The 21,278-nt window shown below is 62.0% G+C and carries 23 protein-coding genes and 1 pseudogene; 6 read left to right on the forward strand and 18 right to left on the reverse strand.

The annotated features are described in order from the left end of the window. Positions 1-7: 7 nt before the first annotated feature. The gene (gene bcsN / locus ACFPWW_RS27940) at positions 8-991 is read right to left on the reverse strand and encodes a cellulose biosynthesis protein BcsN (RefSeq protein WP_377314424.1); all 984 of its coding nucleotides are present in this window, start codon (positions 989-991) and stop codon (positions 8-10) included. Positions 992-1,171: 180 nt separating this feature from the next. Further along, complete coding sequence (locus ACFPWW_RS27945; protein ID WP_377314426.1) at positions 1,172-2,806, reverse strand: response regulator; 1,635 nt, start codon at positions 2,804-2,806, stop codon at positions 1,172-1,174. Positions 2,807-2,996: 190 nt separating this feature from the next. Between ACFPWW_RS27945 and ACFPWW_RS27950 the strand changes: the two genes are divergently transcribed. Further along, complete coding sequence (locus ACFPWW_RS27950) at positions 2,997-3,338, forward strand: response regulator (RefSeq protein ID WP_112566423.1); 342 nt, start codon at positions 2,997-2,999, stop codon at positions 3,336-3,338. 67 nt (positions 3,339-3,405) lie between these two features. On the opposite strand, the gene ACFPWW_RS27955 is transcribed toward ACFPWW_RS27950, so the two are convergent. From ACFPWW_RS27955 to ACFPWW_RS27980, 6 genes and pseudogenes are all read right to left on the reverse strand, one after another. Continuing rightward, positions 3,406-3,948: a MerR family transcriptional regulator gene (locus ACFPWW_RS27955; protein WP_112566107.1), complete on the reverse strand. Its 543-nt coding sequence runs from the start codon at positions 3,946-3,948 to the stop codon at positions 3,406-3,408. Positions 3,949-4,091: 143 nt separating this feature from the next. Beyond that, a complete protein-coding gene (locus ACFPWW_RS27960) occupies positions 4,092-4,430 on the reverse strand; it encodes an integration host factor subunit alpha (RefSeq protein WP_112566104.1) in 339 nt (112 codons plus the stop codon). Between the two features lie 106 nt (positions 4,431-4,536). Then, positions 4,537-5,508 carry a beta-ketoacyl-ACP synthase III gene (locus ACFPWW_RS27965; protein WP_112702914.1) on the reverse strand — a complete coding sequence of 324 codons (972 nt, stop codon included), beginning with the start codon at positions 5,506-5,508 and terminating at the stop codon, positions 4,537-4,539. Positions 5,509-5,527: 19 nt separating this feature from the next. Next, a complete protein-coding gene (plsX, locus tag ACFPWW_RS27970) occupies positions 5,528-6,574 on the reverse strand; it encodes a phosphate acyltransferase PlsX (protein ID WP_112566098.1) in 1,047 nt (348 codons plus the stop codon). A 104-nt stretch (positions 6,575-6,678) separates the two neighbouring features. Further along, a complete protein-coding gene (locus ACFPWW_RS27975; RefSeq protein WP_112566095.1) occupies positions 6,679-7,233 on the reverse strand; it encodes a YceD family protein in 555 nt (184 codons plus the stop codon). Positions 7,234-7,244: 11 nt separating this feature from the next. Then, positions 7,245-7,836: pseudogene (locus ACFPWW_RS27980) on the reverse strand (ubiquinol-cytochrome C chaperone family protein). Between the two features lie 188 nt (positions 7,837-8,024). Between ACFPWW_RS27980 and ACFPWW_RS27985 the strand changes: the two are divergent. After that, the gene (locus ACFPWW_RS27985) at positions 8,025-8,558 is read left to right on the forward strand and encodes an outer membrane protein assembly factor BamE (protein WP_377314429.1); all 534 of its coding nucleotides are present in this window, start codon (positions 8,025-8,027) and stop codon (positions 8,556-8,558) included. A gap of 72 nt (positions 8,559-8,630) precedes the next feature. Here the strand turns inward: ACFPWW_RS27985 and ACFPWW_RS27990 are convergent, their stop codons facing one another. From ACFPWW_RS27990 to ACFPWW_RS28000, 3 genes are all read right to left on the reverse strand, one after another. Beyond that, a complete protein-coding gene (locus ACFPWW_RS27990) occupies positions 8,631-10,769 on the reverse strand; it encodes a sodium-translocating pyrophosphatase (protein ID WP_112702913.1) in 2,139 nt (712 codons plus the stop codon). 195 nt (positions 10,770-10,964) lie between these two features. Further along, positions 10,965-11,447: a transcription antitermination factor NusB gene (nusB, locus tag ACFPWW_RS27995; protein ID WP_112566083.1), complete on the reverse strand. Its 483-nt coding sequence runs from the start codon at positions 11,445-11,447 to the stop codon at positions 10,965-10,967. A gap of 3 nt (positions 11,448-11,450) precedes the next feature. Next, positions 11,451-11,906: a 6,7-dimethyl-8-ribityllumazine synthase gene (locus tag ACFPWW_RS28000; protein WP_377314432.1), complete on the reverse strand. Its 456-nt coding sequence runs from the start codon at positions 11,904-11,906 to the stop codon at positions 11,451-11,453. A gap of 343 nt (positions 11,907-12,249) precedes the next feature. Here ACFPWW_RS28000 and ACFPWW_RS28005 point away from each other — a divergent pair, with 343 nt between their 5' ends. From ACFPWW_RS28005 to ACFPWW_RS28015, 3 genes are all read left to right on the forward strand, one after another. Beyond that, on the forward strand, positions 12,250-12,606 hold the full coding sequence (locus ACFPWW_RS28005; protein WP_112566077.1) for a hypothetical protein: 357 nt from the start codon (positions 12,250-12,252) through the stop codon (positions 12,604-12,606). Between the two features lie 123 nt (positions 12,607-12,729). After that, complete coding sequence (locus ACFPWW_RS28010) at positions 12,730-13,224, forward strand: cupin domain-containing protein (RefSeq protein WP_377314435.1); 495 nt, start codon at positions 12,730-12,732, stop codon at positions 13,222-13,224. Positions 13,225-13,257: 33 nt separating this feature from the next. After that, complete coding sequence (locus tag ACFPWW_RS28015; protein ID WP_112566071.1) at positions 13,258-13,773, forward strand: GNAT family N-acetyltransferase; 516 nt, start codon at positions 13,258-13,260, stop codon at positions 13,771-13,773. Between the two features lie 13 nt (positions 13,774-13,786). On the opposite strand, the gene ACFPWW_RS28020 is transcribed toward ACFPWW_RS28015, so the two are convergent. The 5 genes from ACFPWW_RS28020 to ACFPWW_RS28040 form a co-directional block, all read right to left on the reverse strand. Further along, a complete protein-coding gene (locus ACFPWW_RS28020) occupies positions 13,787-14,404 on the reverse strand; it encodes a riboflavin synthase (protein ID WP_112566068.1) in 618 nt (205 codons plus the stop codon). Continuing rightward, a complete protein-coding gene (ribD, locus tag ACFPWW_RS28025; RefSeq protein WP_377314437.1) occupies positions 14,404-15,717 on the reverse strand; it encodes a bifunctional diaminohydroxyphosphoribosylaminopyrimidine deaminase/5-amino-6-(5-phosphoribosylamino)uracil reductase RibD in 1,314 nt (437 codons plus the stop codon). Before ribD ends, ACFPWW_RS28020 begins: the two co-directional genes overlap by 1 nt. A 2-nt stretch (positions 15,718-15,719) precedes the next feature. Beyond that, positions 15,720-16,196, reverse strand: a complete 477-nt coding sequence (gene nrdR / locus ACFPWW_RS28030) for a transcriptional regulator NrdR (RefSeq protein ID WP_112566063.1) — start codon at positions 16,194-16,196, stop codon at positions 15,720-15,722. A gap of 9 nt (positions 16,197-16,205) precedes the next feature. Next, on the reverse strand, positions 16,206-17,504 hold the full coding sequence (gene glyA / locus ACFPWW_RS28035) for a serine hydroxymethyltransferase (protein ID WP_112566060.1): 1,299 nt from the start codon (positions 17,502-17,504) through the stop codon (positions 16,206-16,208). Between the two features lie 181 nt (positions 17,505-17,685). Further along, positions 17,686-18,987: a L,D-transpeptidase family protein gene (locus ACFPWW_RS28040; RefSeq protein ID WP_112702909.1), complete on the reverse strand. Its 1,302-nt coding sequence runs from the start codon at positions 18,985-18,987 to the stop codon at positions 17,686-17,688. Positions 18,988-19,744: 757 nt separating this feature from the next. On the opposite strand from ACFPWW_RS28040, the gene ACFPWW_RS28045 reads away from it, so the two are divergent. Further along, positions 19,745-19,891, forward strand: coding sequence for a hypothetical protein (locus ACFPWW_RS28045; protein WP_162757992.1), 147 nt, complete (start codon positions 19,745-19,747; stop codon positions 19,889-19,891). Positions 19,892-20,194: 303 nt separating this feature from the next. Here the strand turns inward: ACFPWW_RS28045 and ldtR are convergent, their stop codons facing one another. Further along, the gene (gene ldtR / locus ACFPWW_RS28050) at positions 20,195-20,707 is read right to left on the reverse strand and encodes a transcriptional regulator LdtR (RefSeq protein ID WP_112566042.1); all 513 of its coding nucleotides are present in this window, start codon (positions 20,705-20,707) and stop codon (positions 20,195-20,197) included. A gap of 129 nt (positions 20,708-20,836) precedes the next feature. Beyond that, on the reverse strand, positions 20,837-21,274 hold the full coding sequence (locus ACFPWW_RS28055) for a DUF6163 family protein (RefSeq protein ID WP_112566039.1): 438 nt from the start codon (positions 21,272-21,274) through the stop codon (positions 20,837-20,839). Positions 21,275-21,278 lie beyond the last annotated feature (4 nt).

Raw genomic sequence — 21,278 nt, forward strand, 5'->3', positions numbered from 1 at the left:
AGGTTTGCTATTTCCGGCAGGCGGCCGTCATGGCCGCATTGCCTATGCAATCGGGCGAAGGCACGGTTACGCCGATCGGCCTCGCTGTCTGTGGAACCGGCGCGGGCACTTCCGCCGGCGGCTCAATCGCATTCGTCTGCAGGTCGTCGTTCGGCAGCGGCACGCGAGGGCCGACCGGCGACGGCAGGACCGGTGGGGCAGGCGCCGGCTGCGGCTGCGCGCGGCGCACGGTCACGGCCTGCGGCTGGCGGAGCGCGGCCGGGGCAGGCTCGTAGCCGATCGACATGGCGTTCGGGCGATAACCGCCTTCGTCCGGATAGATCGGCGCGCCGGTCTGGCCGAGCGCTGGATTGGCGGGCGGCGGCGCGCCATAGGGGTTCCAGATATCGCCGTCGAACGTGCCGGTGACGGTGTAGCCGTAGACGATGCCGAGAAGCTGGCGCTCGCTGGCGCGGGCATCGCAAAGGCGCAGGCGGATCTGGATCATGCCGAAGTTGCGCGCCTGGGTCTGCGCCGACCGGCTGGAGCGGATCTGCTGCCAGGCATAGATGCAGGTATCGCCGGCGCGGCTGCGGCCGGAGGCATAACCGAAGGGACCGTAGCTGTTCTGCAGGAAGGTGGCCGAAGTCGCCATCGCAACGCCGGGAACCGAGCGCGCCGCCTCGCGGGCAATATCGCCTTCGCGGATCATCCGGAAAGAGGCGCTGCCGGCGCCGGGATTGGCGCCGGACGCGCCAAGGAACTGAACTTTCAGGAAATTCTGGCCCGGAACGGATGAGGACGTGAAGAGCGAGATCGTCTGCTCCACGCCGTTTCCACGCTTTCGTTCGACGACGCTGACGATCGACGGGCCACCGGGCGGCGGCAGGACAAGCGCCTTTTCCGGCTCTACCGTCTCCGGCCCTGCGGGCTGACGCACTGCGCCTGTCGACGTGCAGCCGGCCATCATGGCCGCAACGGCCACCACCGATATCGTCTTCGGAAAATGCATGTCCTGGCCGTTGCTATCTTATTTTTAATCTCTGTCTGCGGGGACAAAGCGCGGCGAATTTCCGAATCAACAATCCTTATGTCGTTCATTAGGAATAAACGATGCTTATGGTTAACAAATGGTCAATATCCCGGCCGCGGCCAGCGCAGGCCGGGGCGGCGATCAGGCCCTTGCCGGGCCTCACGCCTGCTCGGCAGGAGGCTTGCCGTTCAAGGCTTCGCGGACCTTGTGGGCGAGCTGTTCCAGGCTGAAGGGCTTGGCAAGCAGCGAGACGCCGTGGTCCAGCACACCGTTGTGGACGATGGCGTTGCGGGCATAGCCGGTCGTGTACAGTATCCGGATGTCCGGCCACTTCTCCGTGACGGCATCGGCAAGCTGGCGGCCGTTCATCTGCGGCATCACGATATCGGTGAAGATGAGATCGACGCGCTCGTTCTCCAGCAGGTTCAGCGCCTCGGGGCCGTCTGCCGCCTGCAGCACGCTGTAGCCGAGTTCGCGCAGGCTTTCGGCGGTCATTTCCCGCACGTTCCGGTCGTCCTCCACGACGAGGATCGTATCCTCGACACTCCCCTGCGGGATCGGCTTCGTCGAGGGCGCCGGACGCGCCACGCCCGAGCCGACATGGCGCGGCAGATAGATCTTCACCGTGGTGCCGCGGTCGATCTCGGAATAGATCTTGATGTGTCCCCTGCTCTGCTTGACGTAACCATAGACCTGGCTGAGGCCGAGGCCCGTGCCCTTGCCGGATCCCTTCGTCGTGTAGAACGGATCGAAGGCGCGTTCGAGAACCTCGGGGGACATGCCGATGCCGGTATCGGTGATGCTGACCATCACATATTGGCCGGCCTCCACATCCTGGTGCAGGCGCGCGTAGCGATCGTCCAGTTCGGTATTGGCCGTCTCGATGGTCAGGTGGCCGCCATCGGGCATGGCGTCACGGGCGTTGACCGAGAGATTGAGAATGGCGTTTTCAAGCTGGCTGAGATCGGCAAAGGTCGGCCAGAGGCCACCGGCCAGAACCACTTCGATGCTGATCTGTTCGCCGAGCGTCCGGCGCAGCATCTCCGACATGCCGCCGACGAGCTTGTTCGCATCGACGATTTCGGGCGCCAGCGGCTGCTGGCGCGAAAAGGCGAGCAGCCGCGCCGTCAGCACCGCCGCCCGCTGCGCGCCGTCCCTGGCGCTCTGGATCGAATTGAGCAGGCGCGGGTCTTCCTTGCCGTTCAGCCGCCGCTGGGCAAGGTCGAGGCTGCCGATGATGATCGCCAGCATGTTGTTGAAATCATGCGCGACGCCGCCCGTCAGCTGGCCGATGGTTTCCATCTTCTGCAACTGGCGCACCTGCGCCTGGGCGCTTGCGTGTTCGGCCATCTCGCGCTTGAGTTCGCCGGTGCGCTGGGCAACCGTGTCTTCCAGCTTCCCGTTGAAATCGTTGAGTTCTCCACGCAGCCGCACCTGCCGGCCGTGCGAGACGATGACCGCCTGCATCAGCCCGACGATGATGAAGGCGTTGACGATGAAGATCGACAGGCCGATCCATTGGCCGAACGTGGCGGGCCAGAAGGCATTGCGCGGCTCGACGAAGAATTGCTGGACGACGAAACCCGACAGAAGGGCGGCGACGGCACCCGGCCCGGCACCGCCGATGAAGCTTGCGACCAGCACGGCGGGCAGGAAGCTCAGAAAGGGAAAGCCGGAGAGATAGTCGCCGGCGGCAACGCGCAGCAGGAAGGTGAAGGCGACGACGGCGAGCGCGAGCGGATAGGTCAAACCCGGCCGGTGTCGCAGCCAGTCCGTGGCGCTCAACAGATCCATTTCCCAGCCTTCCCTTCCGTTACGAAAGCGGCCCTCCAGCTTTTGCATATCGAATCCGGCCCGGCAATATGCCACCTCGCACAAGACGGCGCCCCAGCCTTGACGAGCAGGTGGCTCGGGACAGATAAGCCGTGATATCCGGCACCGGGCCAGGCAAGGGCCGGCGCGAGGGTAAAGGGTGGACGAGGCCATGAAAGACATATTCATCGTCGAAGACGATGCGCTGATCGCCATGCTGCTCGAGGAGATGCTCGAAGATCTCGGCTACCGCGTCAGCGCCAGCGTTCCCGATCTGGAACAGGCGCTCGACGTGGCCCGTAACAAGGAATTCGATGCGGCGATCCTCGACGTGTCACTGGCGGGAAAAAGCTCGCTGCCGGTCGCGAAACTGCTCGAGGCGCTCGGCAAGCCCTATGTCTTTGCCACCGGATACGGCAGCGCGCCCGAGGGCAGTAGTTCGAACCAGCCCATTCTCAGAAAACCGTTTCAGCTCTCCGATCTCGAAAAGGCACTGAAGGGCATGCAGGCGTAGAGCAGTTCCGGCAAAAACGGGAACCGGTTTTGCGTCCGGAATTGCGGAGAAAACAATGGTTTAGGGTCTATCGCACCTGATCGAGCAGTCGCTTGCATTCCAGTAGATCGTAGAGCGCTTCCTGGAGCAGCGCACGGTCCTCCTTGCCGACACTCGATTTGCCGACCGAGATTTCCGGCTGGTCGTCCTCGCCGCTGACGAAATTGAAGAAGCGGCGGGTGATCGGCGGCTTGGCGCGGCCGACGATCTGATCCTCTTCCGCCATGGCGACGCGCGGTTCGCCGGCGACGGTATCGCTGACGCTGGCCGAGAGCGCCTCGACGCTTGCAAGATCGCCGTGCCCGACCGCGACGACAAACTTGTTGCCGTTGGTCTTCAGGAGCTTCTGCACACCCTTGATCGTATAGCCGTGATCGTAAAGCAGATGGCGGATGCCTTTCAGAAGATCGACATCCTCCGGCCGGTAGTAGCGCCGGCCGCCGCCGCGCTTCATCGGCTTTATCTGCGGAAAACGCGTTTCCCAGAAGCGCAGCACGTGCTGCGGCAGGTCAAGGTCATCAGCAACTTCGCTGATGGTGCGAAAGGCATCCGGGCTCTTGTCCAACGTCATACTGCTACGCGACCTCGCGGATCATCCAAACGGCGACTCATCATATTTCAACGGTTTGGAGCCGCGAATTCAAGTCACGTCTTGGCGTTGCGCACAGCCGAAGCGCTGTGCGGCAAAACTTTTCGTTCAGCGGGAAAAGACCGTCAGGCTGCCGGGTTTTGCGGCTTGGTCTTGCCCTTGCGGGCAATATGGGACTTGAGAATGCGCGTCTTCAGCACATTCGAGGCCTTGAAGGTCATGACACGGCGGGGCGAAATCGGAACTTCCTCGCCGGTCTTCGGATTGCGGCCGATGCGCTCGTTCTTGTCGCGCACCTGGAAGGTCGCAAAGGAGGAAAGCTTGACGGTTTCGCCGCGCACGATGGCGTTGCAGATTTCGTCGATGACCGTTTCGACCAGCTCAGCAGATTCCGTCCGGGAGAGACCGACCTTCCGAAAAACGGATTCCGCCAGGTCTGCTCGCGTCACTGTCTTTCCGGTCATGGTTTCCCCGCCCAATAGAAAATATTTTGTGAAAGTGGACAAAGATTATTTGTCTTGTGCCTCACGGTCAAGCTCTTGTTCGCCGCCAGTTTTTCAGGATTTGCGCCTACCAGCGCAGCAGAACCGCACCCCAGGTGAAGCCGCCGCCCATGGCCTCCAGCATCACGAGGTCGCCCTTCTTGATGCGTCCGTCGCCGGCGGCCGTCGCCAGAGCGAGCGGAATGGAGGCAGCCGAGGTATTGCCGTGCAGATCGACGGTGATGACGACCTTTTCCGGGGCAATGTTGAGCTTCTTGGCCGAACCGTCGATGATGCGGCGATTGGCCTGGTGGGGAACCAGCCAGTCGAGATCGTCGGAGGTCGTTCCGGTCGAATCGAAAGCGGCCTGGATGACGTCGGTAATCATGCCCACGGCATATTTGAAGACCTCGCGGCCTTCCATGCGCAGCTTGCCGACCGTACCCGTCGAGGACGGGCCGCCATCGACATAGAGCTTGTCCTTGTGCGAGCCATCGGAGCGAAGATGGGCGGTCAGCACGCCGCGGTCTGCCGTCGTCCCCTCGCCTTCGGCTGCTTCGAGCACGATCGCGCCGGCACCGTCGCCGAAAAGCACGCAGGTGGTGCGGTCGTTCCAGTCGAGGATGCGCGAGAAGGTCTCGGCGCCGATGACGAGCACGCGCCTGGCAAGGCCACCGCGAATATAGGCATCGGCGGTCGTCACCGCATAGACGAAACCGGTGCAGACGGCCTGGACGTCGAAGGCGAAGCCGTGCGCCATGCCGAGCCGGTTCTGGATGTTGACCGACGTCGCCGGGAAGGTGTTGTCGGGCGTCGAGGTGGCGCAGATGATGAGATCGATATCGTCGGGCGTCAGGCCGCCATTGGCGAGCGCCGCGCGAGCCGCCGCCTCGCCGAGGGACGAGGTCGTCTCGTCGTCGCCGGCAATGTAGCGCTGGCGGATACCGGTACGCTGGACGATCCACTCGTCCGACGTATCGACGATGCCTTCCATTTCGCGATTGGTCATCACGCGTTTCGGCAGTGCTGCCCCGAAACCACGAACCACTGATCGGATCATATTGCTTGAACCCCGTCGCTCACGCGGCTTCCGGCCCCATCGGGGGCAGCCGCTTGGCATGATATTTCTTGAGATCGTTTTCTATTTTCTGGGTCAGGCCATTCTTGGCCATGTCATAACCCACTTCGATGGCCGCGGCGATGCCTTCCGCATTCGCCCCGCCATGGCTCTTGATGACGATGCCGTTGAGGCCGAGGAACACGCCGCCATTGACCTTGCTCGGATCGAGCTTCTCGCGCAGCATGTCGAAGGCGCTCTTGGCAAAGAGATAGCCGATACGGGCAAGCAGCGTGCGCGACATGGCGGCACGCAGGTAGGCGCCGATCTGCCGGGCAGTGCCTTCGGCGGCCTTCAGGGCGATATTGCCGGAAAAGCCTTCCGTCACCACCACATCGACCGTGCCCTTGCCGAGATCGTCGCCCTCGACGAAGCCGTAATATTCGAGCGAATCGAGGTTGGCCTCGCGCAGCAGGCGACCGGCCTCCTTGACCTCTTCCTGGCCCTTGATTTCCTCGACGCCGACATTCAGCAGGCCGACGGTCGGACGCTCGAGCTCGAACAGCGCGCGCGCCATGGCGCCGCCCATCAAGGCGAAATCCATCAATTGCTGCGAATCGGCGCCGATCGTGGCGCCGACATCGAGCACGATGCTTTCGCCCTTCATCGTCGGCCAGATGGCGGCAATCGCCGGGCGTTCGATATTGGCCATCGTGCGCAGACAGAATTTGGCCATGGCCATGAGTGCGCCTGTATTGCCGGCGGAAACGGCGACATCGGCCTCCCCCGACTTCACCGCCTCGATCGTGCGCCACATGGTGGAGATGTAACGTCCGCGGCGAAGCGCCTGGCTCGGCTTCTCTTCCATGCTGACGGCGAGTTCGCAATCATGAAAGACAGACCGTTCCCTGACCTTGGGAAACTTTGCCAGAACCGGCTCGCACTGTTCCTTGATACCGTAGAAGACGAAGGAAATATCCGGATGCCTGTCCAACGCCTTGGCTGCGCCGGGGATGACAACCTGGGGACCAAAGTCGCCACCCATGAGGTCGAGAGATATTTTGATCACGCGTCCCTGATCCTTTTTTTTCGCCTGAGGGGGGGCGAAATTTCGGCCAAAATACCGGTTTTGGCGTCGCTTACAACTGAATTGTGTCAAATGCCGGGGAGGCTTCAGTCCTTTTTCCAGTCCTTGAGCGCGGCGAATGCGGAGGGCTTGCGGTCATTCTCGCCCGTGTCTTCGATATGGCCCTCGAACTCGGCACCTTCCTTGCGCGGATAGGGATCGATGGCAAGCGCTGCGAATTCCGCGACGATCTCGCCGGCATCGATCGTATCGCCGGTAAAGGTTTCCGGCAGGTCGGGGCCATCGGGATCCAGCACCATTTCGCCGGCATCGTTGGCGGGATGGCGGGCGAGCTTGGAATTTTCAGGCACGAAGATCTGCTCGAAGGTCTCGTCGATATCGGATTCGACCGGCTCAAGCGTCACGACGCAGGCCTGGACGATTCTCGCCTGCACCCGGCCCTTGACGCGGATGCCGTCACGCTTCCACCTGTTGATCTGCAGGTCGGCGTGGAGGCTGTCCACCGACACGACGTTCCAGCTTTCGGCCAGCGCCTTCAGCTCGTCCTTGTCGGCGCTCACGCGCACTTCGACGGGATTGGCGGAGATGTGGCCGACCTTGACCGGATAGGAAAAGGGAACCGCGCTCGGATCTTTCTTCATGATTCTGCTCCTCAGGCGACCGCGGGAATCGTCGCCGAACCGGTGGCGATCGCCTCTTCGGGGATGGCCGACAGATGGGCTTCCGCCGCCATCATCCAGTGCGCCAGCCCGCTCATGTCGGCGGGCTCGGCGGCTTCGGGATAGATATTGCGCTGGAGGGCCACGGAAAGAGCGGCCGCGTCACCTGCGTCCATCGCCTTCGAATAGGCCTCCAGCCGGCCGTAGAACATGCCCGCGAGCTTCTTCATGCGCTTCGGCACGCTGTTGTCGCCGATGCCGAGTTCGCGGATCGAATAGTCGATATCCTGGAAGAAGGCATCGACGATTTCCTGGGCGATTTCCTGGCCGCTCGTCCCGGAGGCGCGGGTGCGGCGGAAGAACAGGATCATGGCGATCGACAGCATCTCGAAATGACCCATGACGGTATCGGGGACGTTCAGGCGCTCGTAGAGCTCCGGCATGCGTGCGGCGGCCGTCAGCGCGGCATATTGCCGGTCCACGATAGCCTGGTTGCTGTTTCTCTTTGCGAAGAGCCCGAAGATCATTTGTTTTTTCCGGAAATGCCTCATTCTTGACGCCGAGCGGGGCCGGGCCTTGTTGCATGATTTCGAAAGCTGGTTTACCGAAGCAGGCGCGAATTGCAATGCTGTTCGTGGCCGGTTTCGGGACAGGTGCGCTCCGGTGCACAACGAGGCGGATCGGGAGAATTCGACCCCGGAATGGCCACAATGGTTTTGCAGGAGGAAGCACGCAGTGCCCGGAATGGCTGCTATCGATACTCAAGGGAGTAGATGTCGTTGAAGAAACGGTATTTCAAGTCAGACATGAAATTCTTCAGTAATGCCGCCATTGCCATCATAATCGCCTCCACCACCGCCCTTTCAGGCTGCCAGACGAGCACCGTCTTGAACGGCGGCTATATTGTCGACCAGCAGTCGCTGGCGCTCGTGCCCGAAGGTTCCAGCCGCGAGCAGGTGCTGCTGTCGCTCGGCACCCCTTCCACGACGGCAACCTTCGACGGCGAAGTCTTCTATTACATCTCGCAGCGCCGCCAGCGCTCGGTGGCCTTCCAGAAGCTGCGCGTCGTCGACCAGAGCATTCTCGCCATCTATTTCGACAAGGACGGTGTGGTTACCCGCCGTGCCAACTACACCCTGCAGGACGGCAAGGTGTTCGATACGATTTCGCGCGTGACGCCGACCGGCGGGCGCGAGCTCACCTTCCTGCAGCAGATGCTGTCCGGCGGCAGCGCGGCGAATGCGGCCCGCAGCCTGTTCGGCGGCGGTGCCGGCGGCACGCCGCAGAACCCGTCCAGCCTGCGCTAAAGCAGCCTGTTTCCGATACCCAAAACCCGCCGGAGCGATCCGGCGGGTCTTTTATTTCGCTGATTTGCTATTTCAGTGGGCGAGAATCGCCAGAAGCAGCAGAGCCACGATATTGGTGATCTTGATCGCCGGGTTGACGGCGGGACCGGCCGTATCCTTGTAGGGGTCGCCGACCGTATCGCCCGTCACCGATGCCTTGTGCGCATCCGAGCCCTTCATGTGGCGAACGCCGTCCTTGTCGACGAAGCCGTCTTCGAAGCTCTTCTTGGCATTGTCCCATGCGCCGCCGCCCGAAGTCATCGAGACGGCGACGAAGAGGCCGTTGATGATGACGCCGAGCAGCGATGCGCCAAGGGCGGCAAAGGCCGACGCCTTGGAGCCGGAGATGACGAGCACGCCGAAATAGACGACGACGGGCGCCAGCACCGGCAGCAGCGAGGGAATGACCATCTCGCGGATCGCAGCCTTGGTCAGAAGGTCGACGGCCTTGCCGTAGTCGGGCTTTTCACGGCCTTCCATGATGCCGGGCTTTTCGCGAAACTGCTTGCGCACTTCCTCGACGATCGCGCCGGCGGCACGACCGACGGCCGTCATGGCGATGCCGCCGAACAGGTAGGGAATGAGGCCGCCGAAGAGCAGGCCGGCGACGACATAGGGGTTCGACAGATCGAAGGAGATCGTGCCGATATTCTGGAAATACGGATACTGATCCGGATGCGCGGCGAAATATTGCAGGTCGTTCGCATAGGCGGCGAAGAGCACCAGCGCGCCGAGACCGGCCGAGCCGATCGCGTAGCCCTTGGTGACGGCCTTCGTCGTATTGCCGACGGCATCGAGCGCGTCCGTCGATTTGCGCACTTCCGGCGGCAGGTGGGACATTTCGGCGATGCCGCCGGCATTGTCCGTAACCGGGCCGAAGGCGTCGAGCGCCACGATCATGCCGGCAAGGCCGAGCATGGCGGTGACGGCGATGCCGGTGCCGAACAGGCCGCCGAGCTGGTAGGTGGCAAGAATGCCGCCGACGATGACGATGGCCGGCAGCGCCGTCGATTCCAGCGATACTGCAAGGCCCTGGATGACGTTGGTGCCATGGCCCGTAACCGACGCCTGGGCGATCGAGACGACCGGGCGCTTGCCGGTGCCGGTATAATATTCGGTGATGACGACGATCAGTGCCGTGACCAGCAGGCCGACGAGGCCGCAGGCGAAGAGGTTCGTGCCGGTCACGTCGAAACCGGCCACCTGGCCGAGCGAACCCCAGCCGACGGTGAGCGAGGTCGCGGCACCGAGACCGACGATCGACAGAAGGCCGGTGACGATGAGGCCCTTGTAGAGGGCGCCCATGATCGAGCCGTTCGGGCCGAGCTTGACGAAGAAGGTGCCGATGATCGAGGTGATGATGCAGGCGCCGCAGATCGCCAGTGGATAGATCATCGCCGACTGCAGGATGGGTGCGCCGGCAAAGAAGATTGCCGCCAGGACCATGGTCGCGACGACCGAGACCGCATAGGTTTCGAAAAGGTCGGCCGCCATACCGGCGCAATCGCCGACATTGTCGCCGACGTTATCGGCAATGGTGGCCGGATTGCGCGGATCGTCTTCCGGAATGCCGGCCTCGACCTTGCCCACGAGATCGCCGCCGACATCCGCGCCCTTGGTGAAGATGCCGCCGCCGAGACGGGCGAAGATCGAGATCAGCGATGCGCCGAAGCCGAGCGCCACAAGCGCGTCGATGACCTCACGCGAGCCGGCTTCGTGGCCGAGCACGATCGTCAGGACATAATAATAGATGGAGACGCCAAGCAGTGCGAGGCCGGCAACCAGCAGGCCGGTGATCGCGCCCGACTTGAAGGCGATGTCCAGACCGGCCTTGAGGCTGGCGGAAGCCGCCTGGGCGGTGCGCACATTGGCGCGGACGGAGACATGCATGCCGATGAAACCGGCAGCACCCGAAAGAACGGCGCCGATCAGGAACCCGATCGCGGCCGTGGCGGAAAGGAGCACCCATGCCGCAATGAAAACAACAATGCCTACGATGGCAATGGTTCTATACTGGCGCGTCAGATAGGCCTGGGCGCCCTCGCGGATATAACCCGCGATCTCCTGCATGCGGCTGTTGCCCTGATCGGCGGCAAGCACCGACCGGGTTGCCCAGATGGCATAGACCACCGAGAGCAGGCCGCACGCGATTACCAATAAAAGAATGGTCATTCGCTCTTTCCTCCCATAAGCCGGAGCTCACTCCTTCTCCGGCGACGAATGCCGCTGGTTCGACTCCTCTCCACAGAAACGCCCAGCCGGCGAGCGGAGATTGCGTGGTCGATAACGTCGCGTCAAGCCTGCAAAACCTCAAAAGCCTTGCAGTTCCGCAGAAAGAACGGGAGGGATCGTTTGGCGGCTAAGTGCCTATTTCTTCTGGTCGCCGCGCACCTGCTTGGCGATGCGGTCCAGAACGGCGTTGACGAGCTTCGGTTCGTCGTCGTCGAAGAAGGCGCGGGCGATCTCGACATACTCGGTGACGATGACGGCGACCGGCACATCCTTGCGGTCGACGAGCTCGAAAACGCCGGCGCGCAGGATGGCGCGGACGGTGCTGTCGAGACGCGACAGCGCCCAGTCGTCCTGCAGGGCAGAGGCGATCAGCGGATCGAGACGGAGCTGGTCGCGCACGACGCCCGAGACAATCGAACGGAACCAGCCGGCATCGGCCTTCAGGTAGGTTTCGCCGTCGATCTCCTGGCCGAGACGATGCGCCTCGTATTCCGCCACGATTTCCAGAACGCCGGTGCCGCCGATATCCATCTGATAGAGCGCCTGCACAGCCGCGAGGCGTGCTGCGCCCCGCTGGTTGGCTGCCTTGACCGGTCGTTCGGTATTTTCGTCAGTCATTCTTTATGCACCCAGCTTCTTCTTCAGCTCGATCATGGTGAGAGCTGCGCGGGCGGCGAAACCGCCCTTGTCCTTGTCCGAACGGCGCGCACGCGCCCAGGCCTGTTCATCGTTCTCGACCGTCAGGATGCCGTTGCCGATGGCAAGGGACTCGCTGACGGCGAGATCCATAAGCGCGCGCGAAGACTCGTTCGACACGATATCGAAATGATAGGTCTCGCCGCGGATGACCATGCCGAGTGCGACGAAACCGTCATACTGCGTGCCGTCATTATCCGCGCCATCGAGCGCCATGGCAATCGCCGCCGGAATTTCCAGCGCGCCGGGCACGGTGATGACGTCATAGGTGGCCCCCGCCTCTTCGAGCGCGAAGGTCGCGCCTTCCAGAAGAGCATCGGCCATGTCGTCATAGAAGCGAGCTTCGACGATCAAAATATGGGGAGCGGTCTCTTTCGGCATGGTACACCTTCGGTTGGAGGGGCGTTTTCCACTCGGGCAGGCCGCGGTCAAAACATGCCTTCGAGCGAATGGCAAGCAAATTCGGGCAGCGCTCCGGGGCGAAAGTCAAAATATCTGCAATGGGATAGCCGGACGCGGCAGTCCCTGGCGCGGCGACGCAGAAAACATGCTTAGCCGGGTGACGGAAAAACGGCAAATCCAAGGCAGAATTCATGAACAATTTTTAATTGATTTTCAGTGTCTTACGCCATTGAAAGGCCCATGCTGCAGCGCCAGATCCCAGTCGTAACGCAGACGATCCCTGTTGACAGCCGACCGTCGCAGCAGACGAAAGGACACTCTCATGAACCGCGTTGCCAAAATCACCATCGCCGCCGCTTTCACCTCCCTTGCATTTGCCGGCGTCAGCCGGGCTGAAAGCCTCGGCATGAATAGCGCAGAAGGCATCGAGCAGACGCTTCGCACCTTCCAGGGCAATTTCGACGTACAGCCGGTCTACAACTGGCACAATCTCGATGACGAGGACACCGGCCCGCGTTCCGTGCTGCAGCGCCCGCAAAGCGCTGTCCACGCCATCCAGGCCTCGATCGACGCCAACAAGTCGCTGGCGCACAAGCTCAACAATGACGGCGTCAACATCCGCAATGTCGTGAACGCCGAACAGGCGGCCGATGGCAGCATCACGTTCTACGTTCGCTGAGGCCGCCAACAGAAGGGCGCGTATGGGCGGCTGATCTCCTCACCGCCCGTACCGCTTTTCCCCAGATCGCTGTTGCATTTTCCGCCACAGGATTGTCTTCTCGCCGAAGCGGAGGACAAGCCCATGGCGACGAACGCAAAACCGGTCATCAACACGGCCGATCTCTCCCTCGAACACTGGACGAGGGGAAGGCTCTTCGAAAGCCGCGACACGTCTTTCGGAAAACAGCTCGGGCTTACCAATCTCGGCATCAGCTACAACGAAGTGCCGCCCGGCAAATCCGCCTGCCCTTTCCACAATCACCACGTCGAAGACGAGCTCTTCTACATTATCGAGGGAACCGGCGAATATCGTTTCGGCGAGCGGCGCCATGCGATCAGGAAGGGCGACGTGCTGGGCGCGCCGGCGGGCGGCCCGGAAACGGCGCATCAGATCATCAATACCGGATCGACGCCGCTGATCTATCTCGGGCTGTCGACCAAGGCGAAGACCGAAATCTGCGAATATCCCGATTCCGGCAAGTTTCTCGCCAGGACCAACCGCGACGGCAGCTCCTTCGACCATATCGGCCGCGGCGAAAACGCGCTCGACTATTGGGACGGCGAGCCGGGCTTCTGACATCATCAGCAATCCATTCAGAGTGATATTTTCATGATCGATATTCCGCGACTGGAAACCGGACGGCTCATTCTGCGGGCACACCGGCTTGAAGACTTCGACGCGCATTTCGAACTCTGGCGCGACGAGGACGTGGTACGCTTCATCGGCGGCGTGCCCTCCAGCCGCGAACAGAGCTGGTCGCGCCTGCTGCGCCTGGCCGGCATGTGGCATCACATGGGATTCGGCTTCTTCGCGATCGAGGAAAAGGAAAGCGGCCGCTTCATCGGCGAAGCGGGTTTCCTGGAAGCCAGGCGCGACATGCAGCCCTCGATCGAAGGCACGATGGAGGTGGGCTGGGCGCTGATGCCGTCGGCCCACGGGAAAGGCTATGCCACCGAGGCGCTGAAGGCGATCATCGGCTGGGGTGAGACGGCATTTCCGGGGCGGCCGATGACCTGCATCATCAGCCCGGACAATACGCCCTCACTGAGGGTCGCCGAAAAGCTCGGCTTCAGGGAAACGGCGCGCACGGACTATAACGGCCCGATCATCCAGTTTTCGCGTTAGAGCGCTGCGATTTTCAGGCCGATGCTGTCGGGAATTCGGCGAGGCGGGCGGCATAACGCGCCATCGTGTCGACTTCGAAATTGACGAAGTCGCCGGCCTTGCGTTCGCCCCAGGTCGTGACCTCGAGCGTATGGCGGATCAGGAGAACGTCGAAATCCGTGCCATCGACGGCGTTGACCGTCAGCGACGTGCCGTCAAGCGCGATCGAGCCCTTGGGCGCGACGAATTTCGCCAGATGGGCGGGCGCGCGCAGGCGAAAACGGGTGGCGTCCCCCTCTTGCGTGACCGACAGGATTTCGGCCTTGCCGTCGACATGGCCGGAGACGATATGGCCGCCGAGTTCGTCGCCGATCTTCAGCGACCGCTCGAGATTGATATGGCTGCCCGCCTGCCAGGTGGAAATCGTGGTCAGCCGCAGCGCCTCTTCCCATGCCTCCACCTCGAACCAGCGGCCGTTGCTGCCTTCCTGCGGCAGGCCGGTGACGGTGAGGCAGATGCCGGAATGGGAGATCGAGGCGCCCATATCGATGGTCGCCGGGTCGTAGTTCGTGGCAACACGAAGCTTGATGCCCTCCTTGAGGGCCGAAACGGATTCGATCGTGCCGATATCAGTGACAATTCCGGTGAACATCAAGTCTCTCTTTCGTATTCGTCCAGGCGATCCGCGCCGAATATGTAAGTGCCCCTGTGGGCGAAGCCGGATGGTATGTCGGTTGCCTGCAGCGGCGATTCAATACCGCCCTCGCCGATGACGACGGGCGCCTGGTAGAGCTGGACGTGATCGACGAGACCGGCTTCGAGGAAAAGCTTCGCGGTCTTTGCGCCGCCTTCGACGAGAAGCGAGGAAATGCCGCGGGTGGCAAGCGCCGGCAGCAGGACTTCGGGGTGATAGGGATTGCAGTAGAGGATTTCGACGCCGGCGGCTTCAAGCGCGGTGCGGCGGGAGGCCATCTCGGTGGGGTCGGCGGGTGTGTTACCCCCCTCTGTCCTGCCGGACATCTCCCCCACAAGGGGGGAGATTGGCTGGGGGATAGCTCCCTGCCCTAAATTCGCCGAGGCAGGAACATTGCTGTCAGAGGAACTGGGAGCAGGCTCCTTGCCGATCTCCCCCCTTCTGGGGGAGATGGCCGGCAGGGCGGAGGGGGGTAATCCTTCCTCCGATCCCAGCGGTGAAACCTCTTCACTCGCCACCACAATCACCGGCACGTCCTTCGCCGTCTCGACAAGCTTGCTCGTCAACGGCAATGCCAGAGCAGGATCGAGCACGATGCGAACGGGCGATTGCGCCTCAAGCCCCGGTGTCCGCACCGTCAGCAGCGGATCGTCGGCAATCGCCGTGCCGATGCCGACGAGGATGGCATCGGTTTCGGCGCGCAGCGCCTGCACCTGGGCGCGCGCCTCCGGGCCGGTGATCGCCACCTGCCCTACTCCCTCGCGGCCGATCATGCCATCGGCGGAAACCGCAAGTTTGAGAGTCACATAGGGGCGGTTCTTCGTCTGGCGGGTGAGGTAGCCTGACAGCGATTGCCGGCCCTCCTCCTCCAGCACGCCCGTCGTCACCTCGATGCCGGCCTCCTGCAGCATGGCGATGCCGCGGCCGGAGACCCTGACATCGGGATCGGTGACGCTGATGACGACGCGGCCGACGCCGGAGGCGATCAGGGCGTCGGCGCAGGGCGGCGTCTTGCCGTGATGCGAGCAGGGTTCGAGCGTGACATAGGCGGTCGCGCCGCGGGCGAGTTCGCCCGCTTCGGCGAGCGCCTGCGGCTCGGCATGCGGGCGACCGCCGAGTGCCGTTACCGCGCGGCCGACGATGACGCCGTCACGGACGACGACGCAGCCGACGGAAGGATTGGTGGACGTCCGGCCGGTGTGCCAGCGCGACAGGCGGATCGCGGCTTCCATGAAGCGTTCGTCCTCATGCTCGGCGATCCTCTCGCCCATGGTCAGACGTCCAGTGGATCGCGGGCAATCTTGGCGTTGAGCTCGGCGATCAGTTTTTCGAAATCCTCGGCATGCGAGAAATCGCGGTAGACCGAAGCATAACGCACGAAGCCGACATCATCGAGGCTCTTCATGGCTTCCAGAACCTGCAGGCCGATCTGCTCGGAGGAGATTTCCGTCTCGCCCGAGCTTTCCAGCCGGCGCACGATGCCGGAGACGGCACGCTCGATGCGGTCGCGATCGACGGGGCGCTTGCGCAGCGCCACGTCGAAGGAACGCACCAGCTTGTCGCGATCGAAGGGAACCCTGCGGCCGGTCTTCTTGATGACCATCAGCTCGCGCAGCTGCACGCGCTCGAAGGTCGTGAAGCGGCCGCCGCAATCCGGACAGATGCGGCGCCGGCGGATGGAGGTATTATCCTCCGCCGGGCGGGAATCCTTGACCTGGGTATCTTCCGAACCGCAATAGGGGCAGCGCATGCCTACTCCTTAGCCCATGTAGTCATACATGGGGAAGCGGTCGGTCAGGTTCACCACCTTGCCGCGCACGGCAGCCTCGACGGCGGCGTTGCCCTCATCGGAATTGGCGACCTTCAGGCCGTCGAGAACCTCGACGATGAGATTGCCGATCTCGCGGAATTCGGCCTCCTTGAAGCCGCGCGTCGTGCCGGCCGGGGCGCCGAGGCGCACGCCCGAGGTGACGAAGGGCTTTTCGGGATCGAAGGGGATGCCGTTCTTGTTGCAGGTGATGTAGGCGCGGCCGAGCGCGGCTTCGGCGCGCTTGCCGGTGGCGTTCTTCTTGCGCAGGTCGACCAGCATCAGGTGGTTGTCCGTACCGCCGGAGACGACATCGAGGCCGCCGGCGACGAGCGTTTCGGCAAGCGCCCTGGCGTTCTTGACGACCTGGGCGGCATAGTCCTTGAACGAGGGCTGCAGCGCTTCGCCGAAGGCAACGGCCTTGGCGGCGATGATGTGCATCAGCGGGCCACCCTGGAGACCGGGGAAGACGGCCGAGTTGAACTTCTTCGCCAGATCCTCGTCATTCGTCAGGATGACGCCGCCGCGCGGGCCGCGCAGAGACTTGTGGGTCGTGGTGGTCGCGACGTGGCAATGCGGGAACGGCGAGGGATGCACGCCGCCGGCGACGAGGCCGGCAATGTGGGCCATGTCGACCATCAGGTAGGCGCCGACCGAGTCGGCGATCTCGCGGAAGCGCTTCCAGTCCCAGATACGGGAATAGGCGGTGCCGCCGGCAATGATGAGCTTCGGCTTGTGTTCCTGGGCCTTGCGCTCGACTTCGTCCATGTCGAGCAGGTTGTCGCCCTCGCGCACGCCGTAGGAGACGACGTTGAACCACTTGCCGGACATGTTGACCGGCGAACCGTGTGTCAGGTGGCCGCCCGAATTCAGGTCGAGGCCCATGAAGGTGTCGCCCGGCTGCAGCAGCGCCAGGAAGACGGCCTGGTTCATCTGCGAGCCGGAATTCGGCTGGACGTTGGCGAAGTTGACGCCGAACAGCTTCTTGGCGCGTTCGATGGCGAGTTCCTCGGCGATATCGACGAACTGGCAGCCACCATAGTAGCGCTTGCCCGGATAACCCTCGGCGTATTTGTTGGTCATGATGGAGCCCTGGGCTTCCAGAACGGCGCGGGAAACGATGTTCTCGGATGCGATCAGTTCGATCTCATGCCGTTGACGACCGAGTTCCTTTCCGATCGCGCCGAAGATTTCCGGATCGACGTCCGCGAGCGAGCGATTGAAGAAGGATTCGGTGGAAGCATTGGTCATGGGCTGGCTCCTTCACTGGAATGCGGCCAAGGTATTAGCCTTCCGCCGATGCGAGGGCAATACGAAGAACGACATTTGCTGGGCTAAGCGCGCGGGCGACCGGTTTGCGCGCAGCGCGCGGCCTTGCCGGAACGAAAAAAGCCGCGCAACGGGCGCGGCTTTCAGGGATATGCAGGCGTAATTACTGGACCGGCTGCTCGATGCCCGAGGTGGTGTCGAGCGCGAGTTCCGCATTGCCGTCCATCTGGTAGATGTCGTCGCGGAACTGGACGACGCCGTCGGGCATGCCCCAGGCCGAGATATAGACGAAATAGACGGGAACTTCGGTCGCGAGCTTGATCGGCGTATTGATGCCGCTGGCGATCACCTGCTCCATCTGCTGGCGGCTCCAGCCGGGCGTTTCGCGCAGCAGCCAGGTCGTGAGGTCGCGGACGTTCTGGACGCGCACGCAGCCCGAGGATTCGAAACGCATGAGCTTGTTGAACAGGCCCTGCTGCGGCGTGTCGTGCATATACTCGCCGTTCTTGTTGTAGAAATTGATCTTCGTGGAGGCCATGGCGTTGATCTTGCCGGGATCCTGGCGGAACATCAGGTTCGGCGCCTCGCCGTTCCAATCGACCGTTTCCGGGGCGACTTCGTTGCCCTTGCCGTCGATGAGGCGGATCGCGTTCTTTTCGAGATAGGTCGGATCCTTGCGCATCAGCGGCATGATGTCCTTTTCGACGATCGAGCGCGGCGCCGTCCAGTACGGATTGAGGATGACCTCGTAGATCTTGGAATTGACGATATGCGTCGGGCGGCTCAGGCGGCCGACGACGGCCGTGTGGCGCGTCGCGACGCTGCCGTCTTCGACCGCTTCCACGTAGGCTGCCGGAATGTTGACCATCACATGGCGGCGGCCCATGTCTTCCGGGAAGGTCTGGATGCGGATGAGGTTGGTATTCAGCTGCTGCAGGCGGACATCGGCCGGGATGTTCATCGCCTTCAGCGTGAATTCGCCGATCACGCCATCGGCCGGCAGGCCGTGACGGGCCTGGAAGCGCTTGACGGCACCGTCGACATAGGAATCGAAGGCGCTCGAAAGGCCGGCTTCGCGCGGCAGGTCGCCGCTGATCGCCAGGCGCTGGCGAAGGGCCTGGACCGAGGGATCGGTGACGCCGAGCTGCAGGCGAACGTCGCCCGGATTGACCTGCGGCCAGCCGCCCATGGAGACGATCTGCTGATACTGCATGATCGCCTGCTGCGTGCTCGGTATCGATTGCGGGCTGAGGATCGGGGTATTGGAAAGAACGGCGGTGGCCGTGCGCGAGGCGGCCTTTGCGTCGAACTGGTCGTCCCAGTTGCCGCGCCTCGGGGCGTTCAGCAGCCCGTCGAGCGCCGATTGCGCGAATGCGGGCGCGGCAAGCGCGCCGGCACCAACCGTTGCCGCCGAGGCCAGAAAGGCGCGGCGAGAGAGAGCTTCAATTCCGTTCTTCTTAGACATTCGTCCCAACCACTCAATGCCGCGGTGGAGGAGGCCACGGCCCTTTGCGATATCCTGCGCCTTAACGCAGATCCCTATCCGTTCGTTCTTCCGGCGCAGCAGGAAATTCCGCCAGTCCCATCACAGAATCGCGAGGGGCGATCCGGATGATGCCAATGGTCCTTCGAGGACGCCGGCTATCGAATATTCCGCTGTCACATCAATATGGCCAATTCGTGTTGCCGGGCCGGACGACAGACTGCCGGTTGCCGGAAACCGCCTGCAACGAACCATATGACGGGTAAACCGTGAGGGTTAATAACGACTAAAAAACGGCTTGAATACCGGGCTTTGCGGTTGGTGGGCGTGCGTTGCAAAGATGCCACGCAGAGGCGCCTTGGAGCGTTATTGAAGCGCCTGGGCACGCTGAAGGCCAGCAGACTCAACTTCAGGCCTTCGAGGTTTCATCCATAAGCTGAACGCACCATATGCGCGAGACAAAATCAACTCGCCGAACTGATAGTAGATTTCGAACCCCTGTGACAATGGTTTCAGTTCACAATCTTCCGTTCGCACTTGCCACTGTGTGAAGAAGTTAACGGAGGTCGATTTCGCTTTGCGTTTTCTGCGCCATAACGCTATAAATTCTAATTAGAAACGACGAAATCCAAGCTTCAAATCATAATTTTCTATTAAACGACAGAATAATTCGGTTAACGGGTTAACTCTGGCTAAACCGGTCATGTGCATACTGATCATGTAAAACATGGAGTATGTCATGAAAAAACTCATAGCACTGCTTGCACTGATTCTGACGACTTTTCTCGTTGCGATGTCCGATGAAGCTGGCCGTGATCTTTGGCGCTACGGCACCCACTACCTGATGTCGACTAACACTACTACGACCGAATCTCATGAGCTGTAGCCGTATGGCGCTAGCGCTCCGGATGCCTTCCGGCGGCTTCACCAGCTCGGGCCGATCTGTTCCATGTTCGGACACTTCAACGTGGCCTTAAGCACGGCATTGCCATCCATCCCAATCGACGCAGAAAAGCGCATCGCGGAGGGAAAGCCGCTTTGCGCTCTAGGTGCCGATTGGAGGTCGGAATTTACTGGCGCGCAAGTGGCGCGCAAACGAGCGCCACCTAGTGCCATCTTGTGCCCTTTTACGCATCCGCGCGTCAGCTGGAGCATTCTAATATAGAAGCGGGAACAATCCTCTAATGCCTTACAGGCGATACAGGATCTGATCGTTCCAGAAACGATCCAGACGCTGAAGCAGCTTGTTCATCTGGGTAAACTCGTCGGTGCCGATGCCGCCGACCTTGTCGATCGAGGCGATGTGGCGTTCGTAGAGCTTGCCGACGGTTTCGGCGATGTCCTGGCCGGTTTCGGTCAGGCTGATGCGGACCGAGCGGCGGTCGATGCGCGAGCGCTGGTGGTTGATGAAGCCGAGGTCGACCAGCTTCTTGACGTTGTAGGAAACGTTCGAGCCGAGATAGTAGCCGCGGGAGCGCAGCTCGCCGGCGGTCAGTTCGGAATTGCCGATGTTGAAAAGCAGGAGCGCCTGGATGGCGTTGACGTCGCTGCGGCCCTGGCGGTCGAACTCGTCCTTGATGACGTCGAGAAGACGGCGATGAAGACGTTCAACAAGATGAAGGGATTCCATGTAAAGATCACGGATGCCCTGATCCTGTGCATGGAAAGTCGATGCCGCCTGCGGCTTGAGTTTCGTGTTCATTTGACTGCCTCACTGTTTTGTTTGGCGGTGTCGTTTTCTTCCCGCCTTGAGTGAGACCCTATCGAATACATATAAAATTCGACTTAAACCGCAGGCTTAACAGAGGCTTACCGGAAACCCATTGGTGTATCAGGGTAAATCAACGCTTACCTGGCGTCGCTGCCGGCGCCGCTCCAGCCACAGGGAAAGCCTGAAAATCCAGTAGATTACGGCGACGATCACATGCAGCAGGATGATCAGCCGGTTGGCGCCGAAGATCTGCGGAAGCAGGCCGTACATGAGGATCTGGCCGCCGGCGGCCAGCACCCAGATGACCGGCCCCCATGAAACGGTGAGCCAGAGGCCGAGCGAGGCGACCGGGAAGAGAACGGCAAGGCAGGTGCTTGCCACCTTCCACGGCAGGCTGAGCAGATCGAACCGGCCGGCGCCGACCAGCGAGTAGCCCACCAGCATCGCCCAGTATTGCAGGCCGAACCAGAAGCAGGAGACGGCAACCAGCCGCAGGAAGAAGATGAAGAGGATATCCGTCAGCGTCCGTTTCGGTATCGTCGGAGAATCGGTTTCCATGGCG

This window comes from Rhizobium sp. GCM10022189 (genome assembly GCF_042656325.1).
Taxonomy (GTDB): Bacteria; Pseudomonadota; Alphaproteobacteria; order Rhizobiales; family Rhizobiaceae; genus Rhizobium.